This is a genomic window from Pseudarthrobacter niigatensis (assembly GCF_030812615.1).
Classification (GTDB): Bacteria; Actinomycetota; Actinomycetes; order Actinomycetales; family Micrococcaceae; genus Arthrobacter; species Arthrobacter niigatensis.
Genome location: NZ_JAUSTB010000003.1, coordinates 210550 through 235309, shown reverse-complemented (window position 1 = coordinate 235309; position 24760 = coordinate 210550). Strand labels below are relative to the sequence as shown.

Annotated in this window: 18 protein-coding genes and 1 pseudogene; 9 read left to right on the top strand and 10 right to left on the bottom strand. The window is 66.4% G+C overall.

What is annotated here, in order from left to right:
- Nucleotide 1 precedes the first annotated feature (1 nt).
- The 4 genes from J2T23_RS06305 to J2T23_RS06290 all read left to right on the top strand — a co-directional run bounded on the left by J2T23_RS06305 (nucleotide 2) and on the right by J2T23_RS06290 (nucleotide 6326).
- Complete coding sequence (locus J2T23_RS06305) at nucleotides 2-628, top strand: cyclodeaminase/cyclohydrolase family protein (protein ID WP_307358148.1); 627 nt, start codon at nucleotides 2-4, stop codon at nucleotides 626-628.
- A complete protein-coding gene (locus J2T23_RS06300; RefSeq protein ID WP_307358146.1) occupies nucleotides 625-1530 on the top strand; it encodes a bifunctional 5,10-methylenetetrahydrofolate dehydrogenase/5,10-methenyltetrahydrofolate cyclohydrolase in 906 nt (301 codons plus the stop codon). The genes J2T23_RS06305 and J2T23_RS06300 overlap by 4 nt, the downstream gene beginning before the upstream one ends.
- Before the next feature lie 620 nt (nucleotides 1531-2150).
- Nucleotides 2151-3563 (top strand): MFS transporter, encoded by a 1413-nt coding sequence (locus J2T23_RS06295; RefSeq protein WP_307358143.1) that lies wholly within the window; start codon nucleotides 2151-2153, stop codon nucleotides 3561-3563.
- 255 nt (nucleotides 3564-3818) lie between these two features.
- On the top strand, nucleotides 3819-6326 hold the full coding sequence (locus tag J2T23_RS06290; RefSeq protein WP_307358141.1) for a GcvT family protein: 2508 nt from the start codon (nucleotides 3819-3821) through the stop codon (nucleotides 6324-6326).
- 76 nt (nucleotides 6327-6402) lie between these two features.
- Here J2T23_RS06290 and J2T23_RS06285 read toward each other — a convergent pair.
- The 3 genes and pseudogenes from J2T23_RS06285 to J2T23_RS06275 all read right to left on the bottom strand — a co-directional run.
- Nucleotides 6403-7101, bottom strand: a pseudogene (locus J2T23_RS06285) (alcohol dehydrogenase catalytic domain-containing protein); the annotation flags it as partial.
- A 106-nt stretch (nucleotides 7102-7207) separates the two neighbouring features.
- Nucleotides 7208-8614 carry a ferredoxin reductase gene (locus tag J2T23_RS06280; RefSeq protein ID WP_307358138.1) on the bottom strand — a complete coding sequence of 469 codons (1407 nt, stop codon included), beginning with the start codon at nucleotides 8612-8614 and terminating at the stop codon, nucleotides 7208-7210.
- Nucleotides 8611-9915 (bottom strand): aromatic ring-hydroxylating oxygenase subunit alpha, encoded by a 1305-nt coding sequence (locus J2T23_RS06275; protein ID WP_141159173.1) that lies wholly within the window; start codon nucleotides 9913-9915, stop codon nucleotides 8611-8613. The genes J2T23_RS06280 and J2T23_RS06275 overlap by 4 nt, the downstream gene beginning before the upstream one ends.
- A 371-nt stretch (nucleotides 9916-10286) precedes the next feature.
- Here J2T23_RS06275 and J2T23_RS06270 point away from each other — a divergent pair, with 371 nt between their 5' ends.
- A complete protein-coding gene (locus J2T23_RS06270; RefSeq protein WP_307358135.1) occupies nucleotides 10287-11855 on the top strand; it encodes an HNH endonuclease signature motif containing protein in 1569 nt (522 codons plus the stop codon).
- 208 nt (nucleotides 11856-12063) lie between these two features.
- Here the strand turns inward: J2T23_RS06270 and J2T23_RS06265 are convergent, their stop codons facing one another.
- The 3 genes from J2T23_RS06265 to J2T23_RS06255 form a co-directional block, all read right to left on the bottom strand.
- Nucleotides 12064-14418: an FdhF/YdeP family oxidoreductase gene (locus J2T23_RS06265; RefSeq protein WP_307358131.1), complete on the bottom strand. Its 2355-nt coding sequence runs from the start codon at nucleotides 14416-14418 to the stop codon at nucleotides 12064-12066.
- 117 nt (nucleotides 14419-14535) lie between these two features.
- Entirely contained in the window at nucleotides 14536-15156 is a 621-nt protein-coding gene (locus J2T23_RS06260; RefSeq protein ID WP_307358128.1) for an MBL fold metallo-hydrolase, read from the bottom strand.
- Nucleotides 15153-16259, bottom strand: coding sequence for an S-(hydroxymethyl)mycothiol dehydrogenase (locus J2T23_RS06255; protein ID WP_307358126.1), 1107 nt, complete (start codon nucleotides 16257-16259; stop codon nucleotides 15153-15155). Before J2T23_RS06255 ends, J2T23_RS06260 begins: the two co-directional genes overlap by 4 nt.
- 311 nt (nucleotides 16260-16570) lie before the next feature.
- Between J2T23_RS06255 and J2T23_RS06250 the strand changes: the two genes are divergently transcribed.
- From J2T23_RS06250 to purM, 3 genes are read left to right on the top strand one after another with little or no spacing between them, the layout of a single operon-like run.
- A complete protein-coding gene (locus J2T23_RS06250) occupies nucleotides 16571-16885 on the top strand; it encodes a hypothetical protein (RefSeq protein WP_141182585.1) in 315 nt (104 codons plus the stop codon).
- Nucleotides 16886-16944: 59 nt separating this feature from the next.
- Nucleotides 16945-18615, top strand: a complete 1671-nt coding sequence (gene purF / locus J2T23_RS06245; protein ID WP_141182586.1) for an amidophosphoribosyltransferase — start codon at nucleotides 16945-16947, stop codon at nucleotides 18613-18615.
- Nucleotides 18612-19757: a phosphoribosylformylglycinamidine cyclo-ligase gene (gene purM / locus J2T23_RS06240; protein WP_141159166.1), complete on the top strand. Its 1146-nt coding sequence runs from the start codon at nucleotides 18612-18614 to the stop codon at nucleotides 19755-19757. Before purF ends, purM begins: the two co-directional genes overlap by 4 nt.
- 46 nt (nucleotides 19758-19803) lie before the next feature.
- Here the strand turns inward: purM and J2T23_RS06235 are convergent, their stop codons facing one another.
- The 3 genes from J2T23_RS06235 to J2T23_RS06225 all read right to left on the bottom strand — a co-directional run bounded on the left by J2T23_RS06235 (nucleotide 19804) and on the right by J2T23_RS06225 (nucleotide 20978).
- The gene (locus J2T23_RS06235; protein WP_307358122.1) at nucleotides 19804-19953 is read right to left on the bottom strand and encodes a hypothetical protein; all 150 of its coding nucleotides are present in this window, start codon (nucleotides 19951-19953) and stop codon (nucleotides 19804-19806) included.
- A 56-nt stretch (nucleotides 19954-20009) separates the two neighbouring features.
- Nucleotides 20010-20579: a VOC family protein gene (locus J2T23_RS06230; protein ID WP_307358120.1), complete on the bottom strand. Its 570-nt coding sequence runs from the start codon at nucleotides 20577-20579 to the stop codon at nucleotides 20010-20012.
- 165 nt (nucleotides 20580-20744) lie between these two features.
- Nucleotides 20745-20978, bottom strand: a complete 234-nt coding sequence (locus J2T23_RS06225; protein ID WP_141161457.1) for a DUF3073 domain-containing protein — start codon at nucleotides 20976-20978, stop codon at nucleotides 20745-20747.
- Between the two features lie 272 nt (nucleotides 20979-21250).
- On the opposite strand from J2T23_RS06225, the gene J2T23_RS06220 reads away from it, so the two are divergent.
- A complete protein-coding gene (locus J2T23_RS06220) occupies nucleotides 21251-21928 on the top strand; it encodes a septum formation family protein (RefSeq protein WP_141182588.1) in 678 nt (225 codons plus the stop codon).
- Nucleotides 21929-21969: 41 nt separating this feature from the next.
- On the opposite strand, the gene clpB is transcribed toward J2T23_RS06220, so the two are convergent.
- Nucleotides 21970-24612, bottom strand: a complete 2643-nt coding sequence (gene clpB / locus J2T23_RS06215; protein ID WP_141159163.1) for an ATP-dependent chaperone ClpB — start codon at nucleotides 24610-24612, stop codon at nucleotides 21970-21972.
- Nucleotides 24613-24760 lie beyond the last annotated feature (148 nt).

Below are 24760 nucleotides of genomic sequence, written 5' to 3'. Positions count from 1 at the left end.
CATGATCAGTTCAGAGACAGTCAGCAGCTACCTCACCCGGTTGGCCGCAAAGCAGCCGACGCCGGGTGGTGGCGCCGCGGCGGCCCTCCACGCGGCCCAGGGCGCAGCCCTGGTGGGCATGGTGGCGCGCTATACCACCGGCGCCAAATACGAACAGCACGCACCGCTGGTGCAGCGCATCACCCAGGCAGCCGACGACCTTGTCGCCGAGGCGCTGGGCTTGGCTGAAGCAGATGAAGAGGCCTTCCAGGCCGTCATCGACTCCTATAAGCTCCCGTCCGGCACCGATGAACTCAAGGCCGCCCGGGCGGCCGGAATCCAGTCCGCGCTCATCCAGGCGGCCCAAACCCCTGCCCGGCTCATCGAGCTGTCGGGCGGCATCGTTGACCTCGCCACCGAACTCTTCGACGTCGCCAACGCCAACGTCATCAGCGACGTTGCCGCGGCCGCTGACGCCGCCCGCGCAGCTGCCACCACGGCGCGCGTCAACATCGACATCAACGTCGTGGCGGTCAAGGATCCGGAGGCACGCGCGCTGCTTGCCCAGCAGACGGACGGCATTGAAGAGAAAGTGGTCCTGGCGGCAGATGCCCTCTCGGCCCGCGTTCGCGAAAGGATTCTGGGTTGAGTACTGCAATACTTTCCGGAAAGCCTTTGGCCGCGTTGATCCAACAGGAAGTCAAGGAGCAGGTCCGGTCCCTTGACCTGGACGGCGTCCGCCCGGTCGTGGCGGTGGTCCTGGCGACCGCCGATGAGTCAACGCGCTGGTACGTCCGCTCCATCGAGCGGGCAGCCGAGCGCGCCGGAGTCGGCTGCCGGATCATCGATCTGGGCCATGATGCGACGGAACAGGTGCTTGCCGGCGCCTTGCGGGACCTGGGCGCGGAGCCATCCGTGCACGGCATCATCCTGCAGACCCCGCTGCCGGCAGGAGTCCGGACCCACCACCTGGTGGGCCTCATCGCCCCGGAAAAGGACATCGACGGGGCCAATCCGCTAAGCCTGGGACGACTTGCCGTCGGCCAGCCGGCTTTTGCTCCCGCGACCGCCCGCTCCGTCGTCGAAATCCTGGACCATTACCAGGTTCCCGTCGCGGGGAAGGATGTGGTGGTGGTGGGCCGGTCCGCCGTGGTGGGCAAGCCGCTGTCCCTCCTCCTGCTGGCCCGCGATGCCGCCGTGACGGTCTGCCACTCCAGATCGGGCCCGCTGGAGCGCTACACCAAGGATGCCGATGTCGTGGTGGTCGCGGCCGGCCGCGCCGGGCTGCTGACTGGCAGCCACGTCTCCTCCCGGACGGTCGTGGTCGACGTCGGCACGAACGTCCTTGCCGACGGCTCGCTGGTAGGTGATGTGGACGAAGCCAGCGTCACCGGGACCGCAGCGGGGCTCACCCCCGTTCCTGGCGGCGTCGGCTCCGTGACCACGGCACTGCTGCTCCTGCACACCGTGGAGGCCGCACGCCGGCAATCGTCCTCCACGCCGCTGGAGGCCGAAGCCGCGGAGGCCCAGGTCCTGGAAGCCGCGGGCTAGGCACGGCACAGAGTCAGCAACGGGTGTCCCGTTTTTCGTAAAAGGTGCTTCGGTGGGCCTAAGACCTGGGGAGGTATTCCTCATCGAAGCACCGTTTTCGGAAAACGGGGCCCCGCAGCCGGCCTGTGCCGTCACGGCAGAGGCCACCCTGTCCCCGCGGGCAGGGCTTTTGGCATGCCCCGGAGTACCCGGCAGGAGCGCCTACACACTTTGCCTTTAGCTGGTCACACTCTTGACATTGAATGTGAGCTAGCGCACGATTTTGTTGCATACAGCGAAGGTTGTTGATCATCACGGAACGAAGCTTGCCCGGATACGCTCCTCCCGTCCCCCGGCTCCACCCGTGATGACTTTGGGGAACAGTCGAACGAATTCATGATGGCCGGTTCGAAACGGGCCTCGGCCCGCGCATCGGCCGCACAACGTTGCCAGCATCCACGCGGCAGCGCCAGATCACCAAAGGAAACTGTCTATGACTATCAGGGGTGGCAGCACCATCGATCACAGCAGCGCGGGGCGCCGGAACCGGGGAACGACGCCGAAGTATGTCCGTGGGTCCAGGAAACAGCGCTCTGGCACCTTCAGCGGTTTGCGCTGAAGCCGGAAGGGAACGAATCTCAATGATCAATCCAACCAAGACGACGGTCCCCGTCGACTCCTCCTCATCAAGAGAGACCAGCTCCACGTTCAAGCGCCGCTTCATGATGCGGCTTGTCGCGGTCTTCATAGGCGGGATGTTCCTCGACGGTTACATCCTCGGAATCATCGGCCCGGTTACCGGATCCATGCGGTCAGATCTCCAGCTCGACGCACTATCGCTGGGCATGATCGCTGCAGGCCCGCTGGCTGGTATCTTCATCGGCTCCCCGCTGGCTGGCTGGGCTACTGACAAGTTCGGACGCAAGCCAATGTTCCTCGTGGACATGGGCCTGTTCCTGGTCGCCTCAGGAGCCCAATTCTTCGTAACTTCTGGAGACGGCGCCGTGATCCAGCTGGCCATCATCCGATTCATGATGGGCGTCGCGATCGGCGGCGAGTACTCAATCGGTGGGCCACTGCTGTCAGAGTTCTCCCCGCCCAAGCTCCGCGGGCGGCTGCTCGGGCTGACCCTGATCGCCTGGTACGTCGGTTTCATGATGGCATTCATCATCGGCACGCTCCTGCACGACGCCGGCACCCCATGGCGCCTGGTACTCGGCACAAGCACCATACTGGCATTCGTTCTGTTCCTCGCCCGCATGGGCCTCCCCGAATCGCCGAGCTGGCTCATTACGAAGGGACGGCACAAGGAAGCACTCGAGATCGCACACCGATATATCGAATCGCCGCAGATGCACGACAGCATCACCGGAGAGATGGATCTGAGGATGCTCCAGGAGGCCCAAGCCGCGGAGAGTGGAACCAAAATCAAGAACGCCTCCTTCGGAATGCTGTTCTCGAGGCAGTACTGGCGCGCCACTGTCTTCACCGCAGGTTTTTGGTTCTGCGCGGTCACTCCGTACTTCGCGATCGCGACCTTCGCCGACGAGGTACTCAACCAATTCGGCTTCGGCGGCGGCTGGGCCGGTGGAGTCGGCCTGTCCGCACTTGCGGTCGCGGGCGTTGTCACCAGCGTACTTCTCATTGACAAGCTCGGCCGCCGAATCCTCACTGTTCCGGGGCAGTGGCTCTGCGCGGGCATCCTGCTGGTCATCGGAGTATGGGGGAACGCACCAGCGATCCTCGTGCTCGTCCTGTTTCTCGCCTTCTCCTACTTCAATGCCGGCTACACCACGATGACCCAGGTCTATCCGGCCGAGGTATTCCCCGGCCACCTGCGCGGCGTCGGCATGGGCTTCGCCGCGTCCTTCAGCCGGATCGGAGCCGCACTCGGCACCTTCGCCCTGCCATGGGCGATCGCCAACATCGGCATGGGCGCAACCATGGTCGTAGCCGCCGCCGTCGCATTACTCGGCGCAGTCCTCTCGCAATGGCTCGCGCCTGAGACGAAGGGGCGCACCCTCGCCGAGATCTCAGCAGACTTCTCCCACTGACACCGGGACCGCACGGCCACCCGCCGCCGGATAACCGGAGCTGCACCAAAGAGGCCTTCGCCGCACCAGCGGCGGGGGCCTCTTTGCCGCCTTTCGACACAGCGCCGCCGGCTGCCGCAACAAAGCAGGAAACCCTTGACATCCCCTGTGAGCTGAGACACTCTGTTGCATATAGTGATGCGCGTTGCTCATAGCGAAGCAAATACCATCACCCGGTCAGGCGGATTCCAGCACCAACCAGGAGAACCAAAAACCATGAGCGCATCACCCCGCGTCGTCATCATCGGAGCCGGCATCGTCGGCACCAACCTCGCCGACGAGCTGGCAAGCCGCGGCTGGAACGACATCACCGTCGTCGAACAAGGCCCGCTGGAGCTCGCCGGCGGCTCCACGTCGCACGCCCCCGGACTCGTGTTCCAAAACAATCCGTCCCGGACCATGACGGAGTTCGCCACGTACACCGTCAACAAGCTCCTGGCCCTGGGCAAGGACGGGCAGTCCTGCTTCAACCAGGTGGGCGGCCTGGAGCTGGCAACCACTCCCGAGCGTCTGGCCGACCTCAAGCGCAAGATGGGCGTCATGACCTCCTGGGGTGTGGAAAGCCGGATCATCGACGCCGACGAATGCGAAAAGATCTACCCGCTGCTGAACACCGGCAAGCTCACCGGCGGCCGCGAGGTCCTTGGCGGCCTGCTCATCCCCACCGACGGGCTCGCCCTGGCGGCCCGGGCCGTGCAGCTGCTGATTGAGCGCACGCGCGAACAGGGCGTCACCTACCGCGGCTCCACCACGGTCACCGGCATCGCCCGTGACGGTGGCAAGGTCACCGGCGTCGAAACCTCCGCCGGACTGATCCCTGCCGACATCGTGGTGTCCTGCGCAGGGTTCTGGGGCCGTGAGCTCGGCAAGATGGTGGGCCTGGAGGTGCCGCTGCTGCCGCTGGCCCACCAGTACGCCATCACCACGCCCCTTGCCGAACTCGAGAACGTCAACGAGCTTCCCAACGGTGCTGGCAAGCCCATCCTGCGCTACCAGGACAAGGACCTGTACTACCGCGAATGGGGCGACCGCATCGGCATCGGCAGCTACGCCCACCGCCCGATGCCCGTGGACATGTCCGCGCTGCCGAAGGTCTCTGCCGAGGACATGTCCGACCACCGGATGCCCTCCCGCCTGGACTTCACCCTCGATGACTTCCTGCCGGCATGGGAGGACAGCCAGGACCTGCTGCCGGCACTGCGCAGCACCGAAATCCAGGACGGCTTCAACGGCATCTTCTCCTTCACTCCGGACGGCGGCCCGCTCATGGGCGAAGCACCGGACCTCGAGGGCTTCTTCGTGGCCGAGGCCGTCTGGGTCACGCACTCGGCCGGAGTCGCCAAGGCCATGGCAGAGCTGATCATCGACGGCCAGCCGCGGACCGACCTGCACGGCTGCGAGCTGACCCGTTTCGAAAAGGTCCAGACCTCCGACGCCTACGTCAGCGAAACCTCACAGCAGAACTTCGTGGAGATCTACGATGTCATGCACCCGCTTCAGCCCCGCGAATCGCCGCGGGACCTGCGCGTCAGCCCCTTCAACGTCCGCCAGAAGGAGCTCGGCGCCTTCTTCCTGGAGTCCGCCGCCTGGGAGCGACCGCACTGGTTCGAAGCCAACCGCGGACTCCTGGCCGACCTGCCGGAAGAATGGCGGGCTCCGGAGCGCGACGACTGGTCCGCCATGTTCCACTCCCCCATTTCCGCCGCCGAGGCGTGGAAGACGCGGACCGCCGTCGGACTTTTCGACATGACGCCGCTGAAGCGGCTCTCCGTCACCGGCCCGGGAGCGCAGGCGCTGCTGCACCGGCTCAGCACGGGCAACATCGCCAAGAAGCCGGGTGCCGTGACGTACTGCCTCCTGCTGGCGGACGACGGCGGCATCCGCAGCGACGTGACCGTGGCCAGGCTCGCGGAGGAAGAGTTCCAGCTGGGCGTGAACAGCAACGTGGACTTCGATTACCTCCGGGTGGAGGCCCGCCGGCAGTCGGCGGCCGATCCCTCCCAGTGGGCGCACGTCACGGACATCACCGGCAGCACCTGCTGCATCGGCCTGTGGGGCCCCCTGGCCCGCGAGGTCATCGGCAAGGTCAGCACGGACGACCTGACCAACGACGGCCTGAAGTACTTCCGGACCAAGGAAATCTCGGTGGGCGGCATCCCCGTCACGGCGATGCGGCTCTCCTACGTAGGCGAACTGGGCTGGGAGCTCTACACCACGGCCGAGTACGGGCTGAAGCTGTGGGACCTGCTGTTCGAAGCCGGCCGGGAACACGGCATCATCGCGGCGGGCCGCGGCGCCTTCAACAGCATGCGGCTGGAGAAGGGCTACCGGCTCTGGGGCACGGACATGACCTCCGAGCACCACCCGTACCAGGCCGGCCTGGGCTTCTCCGTGGCCAAGGACAAGACGGGATTCGTGGGTGCCGAAGCCCTCGCCGTCCGCAAGGAGCAGCCGGCCGCCAAGACGCTGCGCTGCCTGACGGTCGACGACGGCACGTCAGTGGTGCTGGGCAAGGAACCGGTGTACGTGGCCGGGGAAGCCGTTGGTTACGTCACGAGCGCGGCGTACGGCTTCACCGTCCGCAAGCCCCTCGCCTATGCCTGGCTGCCCACGTCGGTGGCTGAAGGCGACTCCGTGGAGATCGAGTACTTCGGCCGGCGCGTGGCGGCCACTGTTTCGGCGGAGCCGCTCTTTGACCCGGGTATGGAACGCCTCCGCGGCTGACCTGCCCCAGCCGCACCAGGTGGTTGGGCCTGCTTGAGACCTGCAGGCCCAGCCACCTTTTTTGGTGCCCGCGGAGCTAACCCCGGGCATGGCAACGGCGGCACCCCTGTTGAGTGGGGTGCCGCCGTTGGTCCAGGACGTACTTCGTGGCGGCGCCGGCATCGAACTCGGCGTAGCCGCGCGGGGCATCGTCGAGCGAAATGGCCTTCGCGTTGACGGCCTTGGCGATCTGGATCCGGTCATGCAGGATCGCCATCATCAGCTGCCGGTTGTACTTCATCACCGGGCATTGGCCCGTGGTGAAGGACAGGGACTTGGCCCAGCCGGTACCCAGGGACAGGGACAGGCTTCCCTTCCTGGCGGCCTCGTCCGCGGCTCCCGGGTCGCCCGTGACGTAGAGGCCCGGGATGCCCACGGAGCCGCCGGCGGTGGTGAGGTCCATCAGCGAGTTAAGCACCGTGGCCGGTGCTTCCTGGGCGCCATGGCCATGGCCGCGGGCCTCGAAACCGACGGCATCGATGCCGGAGTCGACGCCGGCCGTGACCGCGCCGTGGAAACCGGTGGGCAGGATGTCGGAGAGCATGGTCAGGTCCATGATCTTCTCCAGCGCCTGGTCCCGGTCGGGGAAGCGCAGCAGGTTCCAGTCGGCGTACGGAACCAGCACGTATTCGTCGGGCCCTGTCTCGATGACTTCGCCGGTGATCTCGTGCCCCAGGACGAGGCCCGCCGGGGCGGTGGTGCGGCCGCGCACCATGTGCTGGTCGGAGCCGCAGACAACAGAAGGCCTGACGCTGGCTGCATCAGACCTTCCGTGTGGTTTTACTTTTCACTTGCGGTGAATCATGGGGGTGCGCAGGGCTCCCGCCGCTCCAGGGGCGCGGCTAGGCGTCGATCACCATGTCGGTGCGCGCAGTGGAACAGCAGGGAAGGAACTTTCCGGCGTCGATTTCCCGTTTGCGGATTCCGCCCTGGTGGTTCATGTCGATCTCCCCGGACAGCTTGACCACCTTGCAGGAGCCGCACATGCCCTCCTTGCAGTTGGCGCCGATCCGGACACCGGCGCGCTGTGCCACCTCAAGGATGTGCTCCTCGGGGTCGATCCGCACATTGATCCCGGTGCGGAGAAAGGACAGGGTCAGGCTGCCCGTTCCCACGGTGTCGAAGCTTGAAGCGTCGGGTGTCTGCGCCTCCGGGGCCGCAGCCGGGGTGGCGGCCCCGGCAGGGACTTCCGGCGTGGCGGCTTCCAGCGCCAAGCCCGTGGCCTGCAGGGTTCCATCCTCGGCGTAGCCGGGCTCGTAGATCTCGAACGCTGCGGGCTGGCCTTCGAAGTAGTCCTCTGCGGAGTCCGCGATCTCCTCAGCGATTTCCCCGGCAATGTCCGCAGCCAGGGCGAGCTCGGCCTGGTATTCAAGGAGGGTCTGCCGGTCGCCGGAGAAGAACTCCATGTAGATGGAAGTGTCGTCGACGCCCACGCTCCTGAGCAGTTCGGTGGCGGTGTTCAGGTACCCCTCGGGTCCACAGGCGTAGACCTGCCGGCCGTTGGCGTCCGGAGCCACTTCGTCGATCATGGCTGAGGTCAGCCGTCCGCTGAAGCCTTCCCAGTCCCCGGGCCTGCCGCGGTCGCCCAGGGCGTAGAAGACCTTGATGCGCGAGTCCACGGAAGCGATGTAAGCCAACTCCCGGTGGAAGGCAAAGCCGCCGGCTTCCGCGCCGTGGTAGAGCACCACAACGTCGGCAGTTCCCGGCAGGGAGTGGATGGTCCGCAGCATCGACATGATGGGGGTAATGCCGGCGCCGGCGGCCAGGAAGAGGTACCGCGCGCGCCGGTCGGCGTCAGGAAGGTGGAATGCCCCAACGGGTCCCAGCATGTCCAGGACGGTGCCGGGCCTGACATTCTGGTGTACCCAGGGTGAAACCAGTCCACCGGCGTCGCGCTTGACGGTGACGCTGAAGGTCCACGGTTCCGTGGGCGAACTGGACAGCGAGTAGCTGCGGTCCACCGGCTCCTGGTCCTCGCCGTTTACGGGGAAGGCAATGTTCACGTACTGGCCCGGACGGAACGCCAGCGGGGCGCCGTCGCAGCGGCGGAACACGAACGTCATCATGCCGCCCGCTTCGGGGATGGTCTCGACGCATTCGGCCATGAACTCCTGCGGATGCCACGGGCCCAGCGCCTTGGCTGCGCTGGCGGGTCCTTCAATGCTGCCCATCACCCGGTTCCACGGCATTTCAAGGCCGCGAATGCGCTGTGGCTCCTGGACGGGCGTCTCAGTGAGGACTTCAATCATGCCAAGTGCTCCTGCACCCGCTGGACGTACCAGTTGATGAAGGCCTCCACCTGGTATTCGCTCTTCATGTACGGGCCGGGCTCGTAGGCGGGGCTTGCAGCACCCTGCTGGCACAGCTCAACGAACGCCTTGTCCTGGATGTTGGTCTGCTTCCAGGTGTAGGTCAGCTTGTCGAGGTCGTAGTCCACGCCTTCCTCGGCGTCGTCGGCCACCAGCCAGGTGGTGCGGACCAGGGACTGGTGTTCGTTGATGGGGAAAACGCCGAAGGTGATGACGTGGTCGCCCAGGAAGTGGAACCAGCTGTTGGGCTGCAGGTGCATCGAGCAGCGGCCCAGGCGGAAGTCCGGCAGGTCGCCGAGGAGCTTCTTGGAGAGCCTGCGGCCGTCTGCGGAGAACGATTCGCCTTCGCCGTCCAGGGATTCGCGTGAAATGCGGATACCGGCGATACGGGTATCGAGTTCCTCAACCACCTCGTAGGGCAGGCCATAGCGGCGGCACCGCTCCTCGAGGGAGGACTGGGCTTCCTTGTTGCGGTCCCATACTTCCTCGAGGTGGGTCGGGATCAGGCCCTCGGTCAGGCCCCACGTGGGGAACAGCGAGCAGGCGAGTTCCGGGTGCCCGTCGCAGTGGTAGCACTCACGGTTGTTCTCCATGACGAGCTTCCAGTTGCCCTCTTCGATGATGTTCTGCTGGTAGGCAATCTTCGTCTTGGACAGGTCGTGCGGCGCAAGGTAAGGCTCGAAGATCTTTGCGGTCTCGTCGAAGTCCGCCGGCGGCTCGTTCGCGATGCAGACGAAGATGAGGCCGGCAACTTCACGGCTGTGGGCACGCTTGAGCGCGAAGCAGCTCTTGTCGAACTTGGCCTCCCCCGGGGCGGAGGCGTGGATCAGGTTGCCCTCGGGCGAGTAGGTCCAGGAGTGGTAGCCGCAGACCAGGTTTCCGGTGGAACCGGCAGCTTCGGTCAGGACACGTGCACCGCGGTGGCGGCAGACGTTGTGCAGGACGTTGACCTCGCCGTCGTCGTTACGCAGCACGATCAGGGAGTAGGGGCCGTAGTCGACCGTGATGTAATCGCCCGGCTCCGGAAGCTCGGCGACGCTGCCGGCAAAGATCCAGTGCTGGCCGAAGATGGCCTCCATGTCGAGCTTGAAGATCGTCGGGTCGGTGTAGAAGGGGGCGTCGAGGGAGTAGCCGGTGCGCCGCAAAGCAAACAACTCGGTAATTTCGGCCAGCTGCTCCGCAGGCAATGTTGAGGCGAGCTTTCCGCGTGCGCTGAGGGGCGCGTTCACTGAGGTAGTCAATGTGTTTCCTCCCGATAGGGCTGGGCATTGGGCGATTTGAGGGTGGTTACGGAGCAGGTGGGGCTACAAGGGGTGTCCAAGACGTTCCGTCAATGAATGTGGGGAGGTTCATCAGCAACAGAAGCGATAACTCCGGAAAAAACTGAAGCGCCTAACGCAACAACGATCACCATATGCAACAGTGTGACTCCTGCCACGCCCACTGTCAATCAATTTCGGATATGACGAAAAAGCACGGTCGGTGCCACGGAGGACCGCTGTTTCTGAACGTAAAGAATCCGTTGCTGGAGGCGTCGTATGGCTGACCGTCCCCTCCCGAGGACAGGCCCGGCGGTCCCATTAATGTCGTACCCCCTTGTCATGATGGGTTTATGGGGAAATCGGCGGTGGTGAGGGCGTTTGGGGAGATCCGGGCTGCCCTTGCTGTGCTGAATGCTGAGGTGGACGGGGCTGGTTTGGAGCCGTTTTCTGCGGCTGATCCGTTGGCTGGTGTGGCGGCTGGGTGCCTGGACATTCTGGCCGGTGCCCGGGAGGTGGAGGCCGGGTTTGCTGGCCTGAAGGCGAGGGCTGCGGTTGGGTATGCGGAGAGCGCCGACGTGGTTGCGGGGCCGGATGTGCCGGTGCGTGCGCAGGAGATGGCGGTCGCGGCGGAGATCGGGTGCGTGTTGGCCCTGGGGCCGCGGGCCGCGTCGTCGTTCCTGACGGCCTCGCACGCCGTTGTTGCCTCGTTGCCGCTGACCTTGTCGGCGTTGCAGGGCGGGGTGATCTCCTGGGGCCACGCGGTGGTGATGGCGGACGAGACGGCGTGCCTTGATGCTGCGGGGGCGGCGGCGTTGGAAGCCCATTTCCTGGACCCTGACGCCGCGGACCCGGCGCGGGGCTGCCCGGTGGGTGCGTTGCCGGCGCACCGGTTCAAGGCCAAGGCCCGGACCTGGCGGGAACGCCACCACGCCGAGAGCATCGAGGCACGCCACGCCAAGGGGGTGTCTGAGCGGCGGGTGGAGTTCCGGGCGGACCAGGACGGGATGGCCTGGCTCTCCGCGTGCCTTCCCGCGGACCAGGCCCTGGCCGGGTGGAACCGGCTCACCGCGACCGCCCGGGGCATGCAGGGCCCCGGCGAGGGCAGGACCCTGACCCAGCTCCGGGCCGACACCTTCGCCGACGCGATCCTCACCAACGGCACCGGCGCCAGCGACACCCGTGCAAGCGGCAGCGGCAGCATGACCGAGGGCGCAAGTGGCAGCTCCACCGACGGCGCGGGTGCAGGCGGCAGCCCCAGCGACGGCGCGGGTGCTGCCCTGGACCGTGTGCCGTCGCCGGTCCGGGCGCAGGTGCTGGTCACGGTTCCGGTGTTCTCGCTGCTCGGCCTGACCGATGAGCCGGCGGTACTGGACGGGTACGGTCCCATTCCGCCGTCCATGGCACGGGAACTGGTGGCCTCCGGGGCCGGGTCGTTTTACCGGGTGTTGGTGGATCCGCGGGACGGGGCCCCGTTGGAGATCGGCCGGACGAGTTACCGGGTCACAGGTCCGATGCGGGCGTGGTTGCGGATGCGGGACGGGAAGTGTCCGTTCCCGGGGTGCAGCAACAACTCCCTGGACAACGATGCCGATCACATCCTCGCCTGGGCCAAGGCCGGCACCACCGGAATCAGCAACCTGGGACAACCCTGCCCGAAACACCACAAACTCCGACACACCACCGGCTGGAAACCCACCCCCGCCACCAAGAACGAACCACCCGGCTGGACCTCACCCACAGGCCGCCACTACCAAAGCGAACACCAGCACTGGGAACCACCACGGTGGCCGGACACCCAAGACCGCGTCCGGGTTCCGGAGGAGGGAAGCTCGCATTGCACTGTTCCGGACCTGGTGCAGATCCAGGTATCCCCAGCAGAAGATTGGCTGGAGCTGGTCCTGCACGCGCCCTCCGCCTGACACCGCAAGCGCCTGACACGGTGAGTATGTTGCGGCCCGGCAAGCGTCGTCCACCGCTATGGCAAGGACCTGTACCCGGAGGCCGGTCCCGACGGGAACTACCCGGCCCAAAAGCCGAGTGGGGGAACAGCGATGGCGACAGCCGGCACCTGCCGGACTGCCGCCGTCGTCACTGCCCGCACCGGCGCAGCTTACCCACCCGATGGGGCTAAGCGTGCGTTCCGGCCAGCTCCCCTGCAGATTCCTCGGCTGCTGCCGCCCCGCCCTGGTGCGGCTCGAACCGGACGAACATGGCCTTGAAGCCGGGGGTGTTGGATACGCGGGCCACGTTTTCCTTGTGGACCAAGGCGTTGGCTTCGGGGAAGTACGCCGCGGCACAGCCCTTCGCGGTGGGGTACGCCACCAGGCGAAACTTGTCCGCCCGGCGGTCCACGCCCTGGAACGTGCTCACCACATCCACGAGCTCGCGGTCCTGGAATCCCTGCTCGGCGAGGTCCTCGGGGTGGATCAGGATGACGCGGCGTCCGCCGGAGATGCCGCGGTAGCGGTCGTCCAGGCCGTAGAACGTGGTGTTGTACTGGTCGTGGCTGCGGATGGTCTGCAGCACCAGGTGCCCCGTGGGCGGGGTGAGGTACTCCAGCGGGCTCACAGTGAACCGGCCCCTGCCGATGTCCGTGGAGAACGAACGGGTGTCCCGTGGCGGGTTGGGGAGCACGAACCCGTTCTTGGTCCGGACCCTGGCGTTGAAGTCCTCAAAGCCGGGCAGGACGCGGGCGATGTGGTCGCGGATCACATCGTAGTCCTCGGCCATACCGCGCCAGTCCACGGCGTGCTGCGGCCCGAACGTGGCCTCGGCCATTCGCGCCACGATCACGGGCTCGGCGAGCAGGTGTTCGGAGACCGGGGTGAGGCGGCCCTGGGTGGAGTGCACCACGGACATGGAGTCCTCCACGGACAGGAACTGCGCGCCCTTGGGATGCTTGTCGTCCTTGTCCGTGCGGCCCAGCGTGGGCAGGATCAGCGATGTCCGGCCATGCACGATGTGCGAGCGGTTGGGCTTGGTGGAGATGTGCACGGTCAGCCCGATCCGCTGCATGCCGGCTTCCAGCGCTTCGGTGTCCGAGCAGGCGAGCGAGAAGTTCCCGCCCATGGACACGAATACGTCCACCTCGTCCCGTTCAAAGGCCTCCATCGACTCCACGGCGTCGTAGCCGTGGTGCCGCGGGGAGGTGATGCCAAACTCGGCGTCCAAGGCCTGCAGGAGCCACTCCTTGGGTTTCTCCCAGATGCCCATGGTCCGGTCGCCCTGGACGTTCGAGTGCCCGCGGACCGGGCAGGCGCCGGCGCCGGGCTTGCCGAAGTTGCCCTGCAGCAGCAGGACGTTGACCATTTCCTTGATGGTGTCCACCGAGTGCGGCTGCTGCGTCACGCCCAGCGCCCAGCAGAAGATCGAGGCCTTGGATGCCACCAGCATCCCCGCCACCTTCTCGATCTGCACGCGGGTCAGGCCGGTGGCCTTCTCGGTCTCGTCCCAGTCGATGATGCGGCGGGCGTCGCGGTAGGCGTCGAACCCGTCTGTCTGGTCGGCGATGAAGGAATGGTCGACGACGGTCCCCGGGTTTCGTTCCTCGGCCTCCAGGAGCAGGTGGCCCAGCGCCTGGAACAGCGCCAGGTCCCCGCCCACCTTGATCTGCAGGTACTCATCGGCCAACGGCGTCCCGCCGCCCACCACACCGGAAACGGTCTGGGGGTCCTTGAAGTTGAACAAGCCGGCCTCGGGCAGCGGGTTCACGGCCACCACCTTGCCGCCCTTGTCCTTGCATTCCTTCAACGCGGACAGCATCCGCGGGTGGTTCGTGCCGGGGTTCTGGCCCACGACAAAGATCAGTTCGGCGTCGTGGATATCGTCAAGGGACACGGTGCCCTTGCCGATGCCGATGGTCGGGTTCAGCGCCGATCCGGAAGACTCGTGGCACATGTTGGAGCAGTCCGGCAGGTTGTTGGTGCCCAGTGACCGGGCGAACAACTGGTACAGGAACGCGGTCTCGTTCGCGGTGCGGCCGGAGGTGTAGAACACGCTGCGGTCCGGGGTGGTGGCCCGGAGGTGCTCACCGAGCAGCTCGAAGGCGTCAGCCCAGGAGATTGGCGAGTAGTGGGTGTCACCCTCCCGGATCACCATCGGTTCGCTGAGCCGGCCCTGGTTTCCCAGCCAGTACTCGGTCTTCCCTGACAGCTCGGCAATGGAGTGCGTGGCCCAGAACTCCGCCCCGACGGTCCGCACGGTGTTTTCCTCGGCCACAGCCTTGGCACCGTTCTCGCAGAACTCGGCAGCTTTGCGCTTCTTGTCCGACTCGGGCCACGCGCAGCCCGGGCAGTCGAAGCCGCCGCGCTGGTTCAGCCGGAGCAGGGACTGTGCCGTGCGGGTGACGCCGGCCTGTGCCACCGCGCGCTCCAGGGCAACCATGACGGCCTTGACCCCGGCGGCCTCGGTCTTGGGCTTGTGGACTTGGAGCTCGTCCTCATTGATGTCCGCGACGGGGGCAGGCTGCTTGCCGAACTTCATTGTTCCCACTTCCTCGCCGTCACCAGGGAGTTCCCGTGCCGGCCTCTATTGTTCATTTGCAGTGGAGGCGCGCCGGAAATCCCGGCGCGCCTCCAGGACACTCGTTGCTGATGTCCGCTACTGGGAAACCTTCGCCAGCGTTTCCTGTTCGGCGGCGATGGTGGTGTCCTCGCCGTGGCCGGTGCGGACCACGGTCTCCGCCGGCAGCGTGAGCAGCCGTTCGCGGATGGATTTCAGGATGGTGGGATAGTCGCTGTAGGACCGGCCGGTGGCGCCGGGGCCGCCGTTGAACAGGGTGTCCCCGGTGAACACTGTTCCTTCGTTTTCAAGGTAGAAGCAGGTGGACCCCGGGGAGTGGCCGGGAGTGTGGATGGCCTTCAGCGTTGCCCCGCCCACCTCGAACAGGTCGCCGTCGGAGTGGTAGCCGTCCGGCTTGGCGTCAGGGTAGACCTGCTCCCACAGCATCAGGTCCTCTTGGTTCAGGAGGATCGGTGCGCCCAGGGCATCGGCAACCTCGCGGGCGGCACCGATGTGGTCGTTGTGCGCGTGCGTGAGCAGGATGGCTTTGACCTTCCGGCTGCGTACCTGGGCGATGATCGCGGCGGCGTCGTGCGGCGCGTCGATGATGAGGCATTCCTCGTCGTTGCCCACGATCCAGACGTTGTTGTCCACGTCCCAGGTGCCGCCGTCGAGCGAAAATGTGCCCGAGGTGACCAGGTTCTCGACAGTGACGCTCATGCCGGCGCCCCCGCCGGCTGGACCTCTACAACTGAGCGCAGGACTTTGCCCTCGTGCATTTTGCCGAAGGCTTCCTCCACCTGGTCGATGGCGATGCGCTCGGACACGAACGCGTCCAGGTCCAGGTTGCCCTGCTTGTAATGGGACACCAGCATGGGGAAGTCGCGGGAGGGCAGGCAGTCGCCGTACCAGGAGGACTTCAGCGAGCCGCCGCGGCCAAAGACATCCAGCAGCGGCAGTTCCAGCGTCATCTCCGGCGTCGGGACGCCCACCAGGACCACGCGGCCGGCAAGGTCGCGGGCGTAGAAGGCCTGCTTGTACGTTTCGGGTCGGCCGACGGCGTCAATCACCACGTCAGCGCCGTTGCCTCCGGTGAGGGCGCGGATGGCCTCCACCGCGTCCTCCTGCTTGGAGTTCACGCCATGGGTGGCACCGAGGGACCTGGCCATGCCGATCTTGTTGTCGTCGATGTCAACGGCGATGATCGTCGTCGCGCCCGCGAGCCTCGCGCCGGCGATCGCGGCGATGCCCACGCCGCCGCAGCCGATGACGGCCACGGACTCGCCGCGCTTTACCTCGCCGGTGTTGATCGCGGCGCCGATGCCGGCCATGATGCCGCAGCCCAGCAACCCCACTGCGGCCGCGTCGACCTCCGGGTCCACCTTGGTGCACTGCCCGGCAGCCACCAGGGTCTTCTCGGCGAAGGCGCCGATGCCCAGGGCGGGAGAGAGGACCGTGCCGTCCTCAAGGGTCATCTTCTGGGTGGCGTTGTGGGTGTTGAAGCAGTACTGCGGCTGACCCTTGGCACACGCCCGGCACTCGCCGCAGACCGCACGCCAGTTCAGGATCACCCTGTCCCCGGGCGCCACGGACGTCACGTCCGGACCAACGGCGCTCACAACACCCGTGGCCTCATGGCCCAGCAGGTACGGGAAGTCGTCGCCGATTCCGCCCTGCTTGTAGTGCAGGTCCGTGTGGCAGACACCGCAGGTGATGATGTCCACCAGCGCCTCCCCCGGACCCGGATCCGGCACCAGGATGGTCTCCAGCGACACCGGGGCATTCTTCTCCCGGACAACGACAGCTTGAACTTTATGGACCATGGTTCTTGTGTTCCTTTCCTGGATCCGGCCGGATCCGGTGAGTCGGCACCAAGTGCCAATCTAGCTGACATGCCACGCCGGGAGACCACGTCATGCCACCACGGCGACCCTGCCCAATTGCGTATTACGCAACAGAATGCACATAGCGCCTACCGGAAAATATGACAGTGGCCACACTCCATGTCAATAGATATATCAGTTGCAGCCCCCGTGGCTACCAGGCTCGGTTCTGCGTCCGTCCCGCTGATCCGCCGCCTGGCCGCGTACCCTGCGTTATACGCACTCTCTGGTCCAGCATTAGGCTGGATGGCATGGCTTTTGAACAAACCCCTGCCGAACGGCGCGAGGTGACCGTGCGCCGCGCGCCGAAGTATGTCCCCTTTTTGATTGCGGGGGCACTGGCAGGCATTGTTGCCGCCGCTGTCGTGGCTTACGCGGCGCCTGGCGACTCGACGTTCGATCCCGGTGCCGTGTTCGGCTTCTTCCTGATCATGTTCGCAGCCGTCGGCGCAATCCTTGGCGCAGCCTTGGCGCTTGTACTGGACCGCCGGAGCGTGAGGCGGCAGGAACGTGCCGTCGTGGAGGCCGTTCCGGATTCGGAAACTGATACCGGCCCCCAGGACTAACCGGGGTCACAATTAGGTGCAGGGGAAAGTCATACCCCACAACGTGCGATAATCGATCAGTGGCACGCGGCGATGGCAAACTTTCCCATGATCTTCTTCCCGGCGAAAAAGGACCCCAGGATGCCTGTGGCGTCTTCGGTGTTTGGGCACCCGGTGAAGAAGTAGCAAAACTTACCTACTACGGGCTGTATGCACTGCAGCACCGCGGTCAGGAGTCGGCTGGCATAGCCACCAGCGACGGCAAGCGGATCAATGTCTACAAGGACATGGGCCTCGTATCCCAGGTCTTCGATGAGACCACGCTGAACACCCTGACCGGGCACCTGGCCGTGGGCCATTGCCGCTACTCCACCACCGGCGCGAGCCACTGGGCCAACGCGCAGCCCACCCTGGGCGCGACCTCTACGGGCACCGTGGCCCTGGCGCACAACGGCAACTTGACGAACACCGCCGAACTCAACGCCATGATCACGGAGCGCAACGGCGGGCAGCTCACCGGCGAGATGAAACAGGGCAACACCTCGGACACCGCGCTGGTCACCGCCCTGCTGGAAGGCGAGCCGGGCAAGAGCCTCGAAGAGACCGCCACCGAGCTTCTACCCAAGATCAAGGGCGGCTTCTGTTTCGTCTTCATGGACGAGGGAACCCTCTACGCAGCCCGCGACACCTTCGGCATCCGCCCGCTGGTCCTGGGCCGCCTGGAACGCGGCTGGGTTGTCGCCTCCGAACAGTCAGCCCTGGCCACCGTGGGTGCCAGCTTCATCCGCGAGATCGAGCCCGGCGAGTTCATCGCCATTGACGAAGAAGGCGTGCGGTCCAAGAAGTTCGCAGAGCCGACGCCGGCCGGTTGCGTTTTCGAATACGTCTACCTCGCCCGTCCGGACGCCGCGATCGCAGGCCGTTCCGTGTATGAGTCTCGCGTGGAGATGGGCCGCCAGCTGGCCCGGGAGAACACCCACGAGGCCGACATCGTCATCCCGGTGCCGGAATCGGGCACTCCGGCAGCCGTGGGCTATGCCGAGGAATCCGGTATTCCGTTCGCACACGGCTTCGTCAAGAACTCCTACGTGGGCCGCACCTTCATCCAGCCCTCGCAGACCCTCCGCCAGCTGGGCATCCGGCTCAAGTTGAACGCCCTTGAGTCCGTGATCCGCGGCAAGCGCGTCGTGGTGGTGGACGATTCCATCGTCCGCGGCAACACCCAGCGGGCCATTGTCCGGATGCTGCGGGAAGCCGGCGCCGCCGCCGTGCACGTCAAGATCTCCTCCCCGCCCGTGCAGTGGCCCTGCTTCTACGGCATCGACTTCGCGTCCCGCGCCGAGCTGATCGCCAACGGCGCCACCATCGAAGAGATTTCGCAGGCCATCGGCGCGGACTCGCTGGCCTACATCTCCGAGGACGGCATGATCGGCGCCACCCGGCAGCCGCGCGAACGCCTCTGCACCGCCTGCTTCACCGGCAAGTACCCCATCAAGCTGCCCGACGCGGACAAGCTGGGCAAGAACCTGCTGGAGCGTACCGACCTGGGCGGCATCAAGCCCTCCCCCGCGGCCCTTCCTGGCGAAACGGCCGCCCTGGCCGTTGACGCCACCGAGGATCCGGCGGAAAAGGCCGGCGCCACGGGCTGCGATCCCGGCCCGGACTCCGAATTCGAGAACCTGCTGACCGAAGCCGACCTCGTGCCCGACGTACACGCCGCCACCAGCGCCGACAAGAAGGACTCCGTATGACCTCCGCCAGCCCTGCCGCAGACAACGCCGGCATCACCTATGCGTCCGCGGGCGTGGACGTGGAAGCCGGGGACCGCGCCGTCGAGCTCATGAAGGATGCCGTGAAGGCAACCCACAACTCCTCGGTGATCGGCGGGGTAGGCGGCTTCGCCGGGCTTTACGACGTCTCCCGGCTGCTGACCTTCAAGAAGCCGCTGCTGGCCACTTCCACGGACGGCGTCGGCACCAAGGTAGCCATCGCCCAGGCCATGGACATCCACGACACCATCGGGTTCGACCTGGTGGGCATGGTGGTGGACGACATCGTGGTGGTGGGTGCTGAGCCGCTGTACATGACCGACTACATCGCCTGCGGCAAGGTGGTCCCCGAACGCATCGCGGGCATTGTCCGCGGCATCGCGGCCGCCTGCTCCGTGGCCGGCACCGCCCTGGTGGGCGGCGAGACTGCCGAGCACCCGGGCCTGCTGGGCGAGCACGAATACGACGTTGCCGGCGCAGCCACCGGCGTGGTGGAAGCCGACGCCCTGCTGGGCCCGGACCGCGTGCGCGCCGGCGACGTGGTGATCGGCATGGCCTCATCCGGCCTCCACTCCAACGGCTACTCCCTCGTCCGCCGCGTCATCAACCACGCCGGCTGGGCCCTGGACCGCCAGGTGTCCGAACTGGGCCGCACCCTGGGCGAGGAACTCCTGGAACCCACCCGCGTCTACGCGGCCGACTGCCTGGACCTCGCCCGGACCTTCCCGGTCAGCGCCGGCGCAGCCGTCCACGGTTTCAGCCATGTCACCGGCGGCGGCCTTGCCGCCAACCTGGCCCGCGTCCTCCCCCAGGGCCTGGTGGCCACGGTGGACCGTGCCACGTGGGAGCTGCCGGCCATCTTCAAGCTGGTGTCCGAGCTGGGCAACGTTCCGCTGGCCGACCTGGAACGCACCCTGAACCTCGGCGTGGGCATGGTGGCCATCGTGTCCCCGGAAGCCGCGGATGCCGCCGTCGCACGCCTGAACGAACGCGGCCTGCCGTCCTGGATCATGGGCACCGTCACCGGGGATTCAGACGCCATTTCCAAGTCCGGACCTGACTATGTCCAGGGCGCCAAGGGCGTGGACGGCGGCGCTGTCCGCCTGGTCAACGCCTACGCCTAAAGCCTTCGTCGAGTGCTCCCCGCCACCGGTGGGGAGCACTCGATGTCTAAGCGGTGGTTTGGATCAGGTTGAGGACGCCGCCCTGCGGGTCCTGGATGGTGGCCAGTGACCCGTCGGCGGGACGCTCGTCCGGCTCCACCATGACCTGGCCCCCTGCTGCCTGGGCGGCCGCAGCTGCTGCGGCAACATCTGCCACGCCGTAGTAGACCTGCCAGTTTGCCTGATCGCCCTCATCGGCAGGAACGACGCCTGCTACCTCATTGCCGCCGATGAGCAGCGTACTGTAGCTGCCGCCGTCGTCCTGGGGTATTCGGTGACGTCATGCCCGAAAAGCTGCTGGAAGAAGCCGACAGCGGCCTGGGGCTCGGGTGTAAAAAGTTCCGCCCAGGCCAGCGCGCCCGGCTCGTTGAACAGTTGGCTGCCGTAGTGGGTTCCTGCCTGCCAGATACCTGTGGTTCCGCCACCTGGAGGGGCAAGGAAGCCCAGTACACCGGTATCACCCACCTGCTCCGGCCCAAACTGGGCCGTCCCTCCTGCGTGTCCGGCCTCCTCCAGCAGTTCCGCAGCGTCCGCGGCGGCAAAGTAGACGTTCCACTTCGCGGAGGTGCCGGCCTGCAGCTGCAGCGGGCTCTGCGGCGCAATGGTGGCCACCAGCTGCCCGCGGACAAAGGCCTGCGCATAGCTGCGGCCGTCCGGGGTGGGAAAATCCTGGTAGGTCCAGCCGAAGAGGCGGTTATAGAAAACCTTCGCGGCCGCAACATCGGGAGTCTGCAGGTCTGCCCAGCAGGGCTCGCCGGTGGCATAGGTGGTTCGGACATTCATCCGGTCAGGTTACCAAGCCGGGCATCGGAGAAACACGGAAAGCCCGCTGCCGCACCGGTACTCCGGTGCGGAAACGGGCTCCATGATGTATGCGGTGACCCGAAACCGGGTTACAAGAAGAAGATCACAGCAGCCGGGCGCGGGGCCACGGCAGGCTTGCGACAACTAGCCGATGCGACGGCTGTCAACCTCGTCGTCATCGTCATCCAAATCATCCGCGTACTTGTCCACATAAGCCGAATAGTCCGGCTCAACCGGCTCACTCGAGTAATGGCTCGTCGAACGACTGCCCGGACCCGTCAGCTCCCGCTGAAGTGCCGAATAGTCAGTGTTCGGGGAGTAGTACTTAATGTCCCGAGCCTGCTTGGTAGCTTTTGCCTTTTGACGGCCGCGCCCCATGGCGTGACCCCCTTTTGTACTTGGACCGGAGGTGGTCACCTTGGCGATCGGTGAGGCCCCGGAATGTTTGGTCAATTTGTCGTACACCTAGATTACATGCTTTCGGCGCCCCCTGCTTGCCGCCAATCGGCCCGTGCAGTGGCGTGGGGTACCATGACGCACCTCCACCCGCAGGATTCCGGGATTTTTCTTCGGTAGAGTCACTAAAGAAGTGCCGATTTTGTGTGGCCTTTGGCGAGCCGCGGAACCACAACCCAGGAGGATGCGCACCCGTGAACCAGGACGTCCCGCCGAAGCCCGCCCTCCCGCCTCGAACCGGAAACCTGCCCCTGGTGCCGGGGCGGGACGCCGGTCCAGCGCCCGCCCCGGAGTCGGTCACCTGGTCCCAGCCGCGCCGGGAGCCGGGACCGGACCAGCGCGTCAACAGGAGGCCTGCCTTCTGGAAGGCATTCCTCGTCACGGTCATCATCGCGGTCGCCGGTTCGCTGGTGTGGCTCGCCGTGTGGCTGAACTCGTCGCCCGGGACGGACTCGGCGACAAGTTCAGGCCCCGGCGTGCTGCAGACCGCCGTGACCCCGCCGGCCACCCCGCAGCCCCTGCCCCGCGATGGGGTTGCACCGGCAGACTATGCCGTGGGCGACTGCTTCAAGGACTTCGACCCGCAGGCCCTGGCGTCCACTTTGGTGCCATGCGACACGGGCCATTCAGCACAGCTCGTCGCCACCCTCCACTACCCGGAGAGCGCCAAGTATCCGGGGGCGGACCCGCTCAAGGCCAAGGCGCTGGAAGTCTGCCAGGCAGCGAAGCTCGGCCCGGCGGCCAAGCAGTTCCAGCTCAACTACCAGCGCAGCTATCCCAGCAACACCAGCTGGGAATCCGGGGACCGCAGGGTGGATTGCTACGTCACGGCCGACGCCGGCAACGTGATTAACGCGAGCGTGCTGCCCTGACAGTCACCAAGGCAGCACAGCCTGCATCACGGCCGCTGCGGTTAATCCTTCCGGCGTACTGAGAGGCCGGAGCTCGGGACACCCGTCAGCGCGTCCACGTTGCCCTCGGTAAGTTCCCCAAGGTCCGCGGCGGTGTCAACCACCACGGTGTCGCCGTCGCTGATCTCCCCGGCGAGGATGGCCTTGGCCAGCCGGTCGCCGATCTCACGCTGCACCAGGCGGCGCAGCGGCCGGGCACCATAGGCGGGGTCGAAGCCGGACAGCGCCAGCCACGCCTTGGCCCCGTCGGTGACCTCCAGCGTGAGGCGGCGGTCATGGAGGCGCCGGCCCAGCTCGTCCACGTGCAGCTCCACGATGCGGCCCAGTTCCTCGACATTGAGGGCGTCGAAGAGGACCACTTCATCGAGCCGGTTAAGGAACTCCGGCTTGAAGGAAGCGTTGACGGTGGCCATCACGGCGTTCCGTTTGGCCTCCGCGTCCAGGGTCTGGTCCACCAGGAACTGGCTGCCCAGGTTGGATGTCAGCACCAGGATGACATTGCGGAAGTCCACGGTGCGGCCTTGGCCGTCGGTGAGGCGGCCGTCGTCGAGCACCTGCAGGAGGATGTCGAACACCTCCGGGTGCGCCTTCTCCACTTCGTCCAGCAGCACCACGGAGTAGGGGCGGCGGCGCACGGCCTCGGTCAGCTGCCCGCCTTCCTCGTAGCCCACATATCCCGGAGGCGCCCCGACCAGCCGGGCGACGCTGTGCTTCTCGCCGTACTCGGACATGTCGATCCGCACCATGGCGCGTTCGTCGTCGAACAGGAAATCCGCCAGCGCCTTGGCCAGTTCGGTCTTGCCCACGCCGGTGGGTCCCAGGAACAGGAAGGAACCGGTGGGCCGGTTGGGGTCGCTGATGCCGGCCCGCGCGCGGCGGACGGCGTCGGACACGGCCGTCACGGCCTTGGCCTGGCCGATCAGGCGGCGTCCCAGCTCCTCTTCCATGTGGAGCAGCTTCTGGCTTTCGCCCTGCAGCATGCGGCCCGCCGGGATGCCCGTCCACGCAGAGATGACCTCAGCGATATCCTCGGCAGTCACTTCCTCGGCAACCATCTGCGTGGACTTGTCCGTCACGGCGGCCTCTGCCTCGGCAGCGGCGTTCACCTCGCGCTCGAGGGCCGGGATCTCCCCGTAGAGGATCCGGGAGGCAGTTTCGAGGTCGCCTTCGCGGGCAGCCTTGTCGTACGCGGAGCGCAGTTCGTCCAGCTTTGCCTTCAGGTCACCCACGCGGTTGAGGCCGGCCTTCTCCGCTTCCCACCGGGCATTCAGGGCGGAGAGCTCCTCCTCCTTGTCCGCCTTGTCGGCGCGGAGTGCGGCGAGGCGCTCCACGGACGCGGGATCCGATTCGCCGGTCAGGGCCAGCTCCTCCATGGTGAGCCGGTCCACCTGCCGCCGCAGCTGGTCGATTTCCTCCGGAGCGGAGTCGATCTCCATGCGGAGGCGCGAGGCTGCCTCGTCCACAAGGTCGATGGCCTTGTCCGGCAGCTGGCGGCCCGTGATGTAGCGGTTGGACAGCGTGGCGGCGGCCACCAGGGCAGAGTCTGCGATGGCGACCTTGTGGTGCGCCTCGTAGCGCTCCTTGAGGCCGCGGAGGATGCCGATGGTGTCCTCCACGCTGGGCTCGCCCACGTACACCTGCTGGAAGCGGCGTTCCAGGGCTGCGTCCTTCTCGATGTTCTCGCGGTACTCATCCAGGGTGGTGGCACCGATCAGGCGCAGCTCGCCGCGGGCCAGCATGGGCTTGAGCATGTTGCCGGCGTCCATGGAGGAATCTCCGGTGGCGCCTGCACCCACCACCGTGTGGATCTCGTCGATGAACGTGACAACCTGGCCCTCGGAGCCCTTGATCTCCTCGAGGACAGCCTTGAGCCGCTCTTCGAACTCGCCGCGGTATTTGGCGCCGGCCACCATGGAGCCAAGGTCCAGGGAGATCAGCGTCTTGCCGCGCAGGCTTTCCGGGACGTCGCCCGCCACCATGCGCTGGGCCAGGCCCTCGACGACGGCCGTCTTGCCCACACCGGGTTCGCCGATCAGCACCGGGTTGTTCTTGGTGCGCCGTGAGAGCACCTGGACAACACGGCGGATTTCCGAGTCCCGGCCGATCACCGGATCCAGCTTGCCGGCGCGGGCCATGGCAGTGAGGTCCGTGCCGTACTTCTCCAGGGCCTGGAAGGTGTTTTCGGGGTCCGGGCTGTCCACTTTCCGGTCGCCGCGGACCCCGGGCAGCGCAGCGAGCAGGGCTTCCCGGGACGCTCCGGCTTCGCGGAGGAGCCGGGCAGCAGCGTCGTTGCCGGCGGAGAGGCCCACCAGCAGCACCTCGGTGGAAACGAAGGAATCACCCAGCCGGTCCGCCTCCTCCTTGGCGTGCTGGATGGCCTGCAGGGCGGGCCGGGACAGCTGCGCCTGCTGGCTGGAGCCGCCGGAGGTGGCGGGCAGGGCCTTGATCGCGCTGCTGGCCTGCACGCTGACAACGTCCGGGTCCGTGCCGGTGGCGCGGAGGAGCGCAACGGCCACGCCTTCCCGCTGGTCCATCAGCGCTTTGAGGAGGTGGGCCGGTTCCACCTGAGGGTTGCCGGCCGTGGAGGCGTTCATTGCCGCCGCGGAAAGAGCCTCCTGGCTCTTGGTGGTGAATTTGACGTCCAAAGAGAGCTCCTTTCGGGGGCTGGTTGACTAAGTTGAGTGTACTACGCTCAACTTTGCGCGGCGACGTTCCTTAGCCATGTTTGCCCACGGCGAAACGGCTGTCCAGAGCCGGAGGTCCCTCCCGCCGGGAATCCCCTGGTTGCCCCTT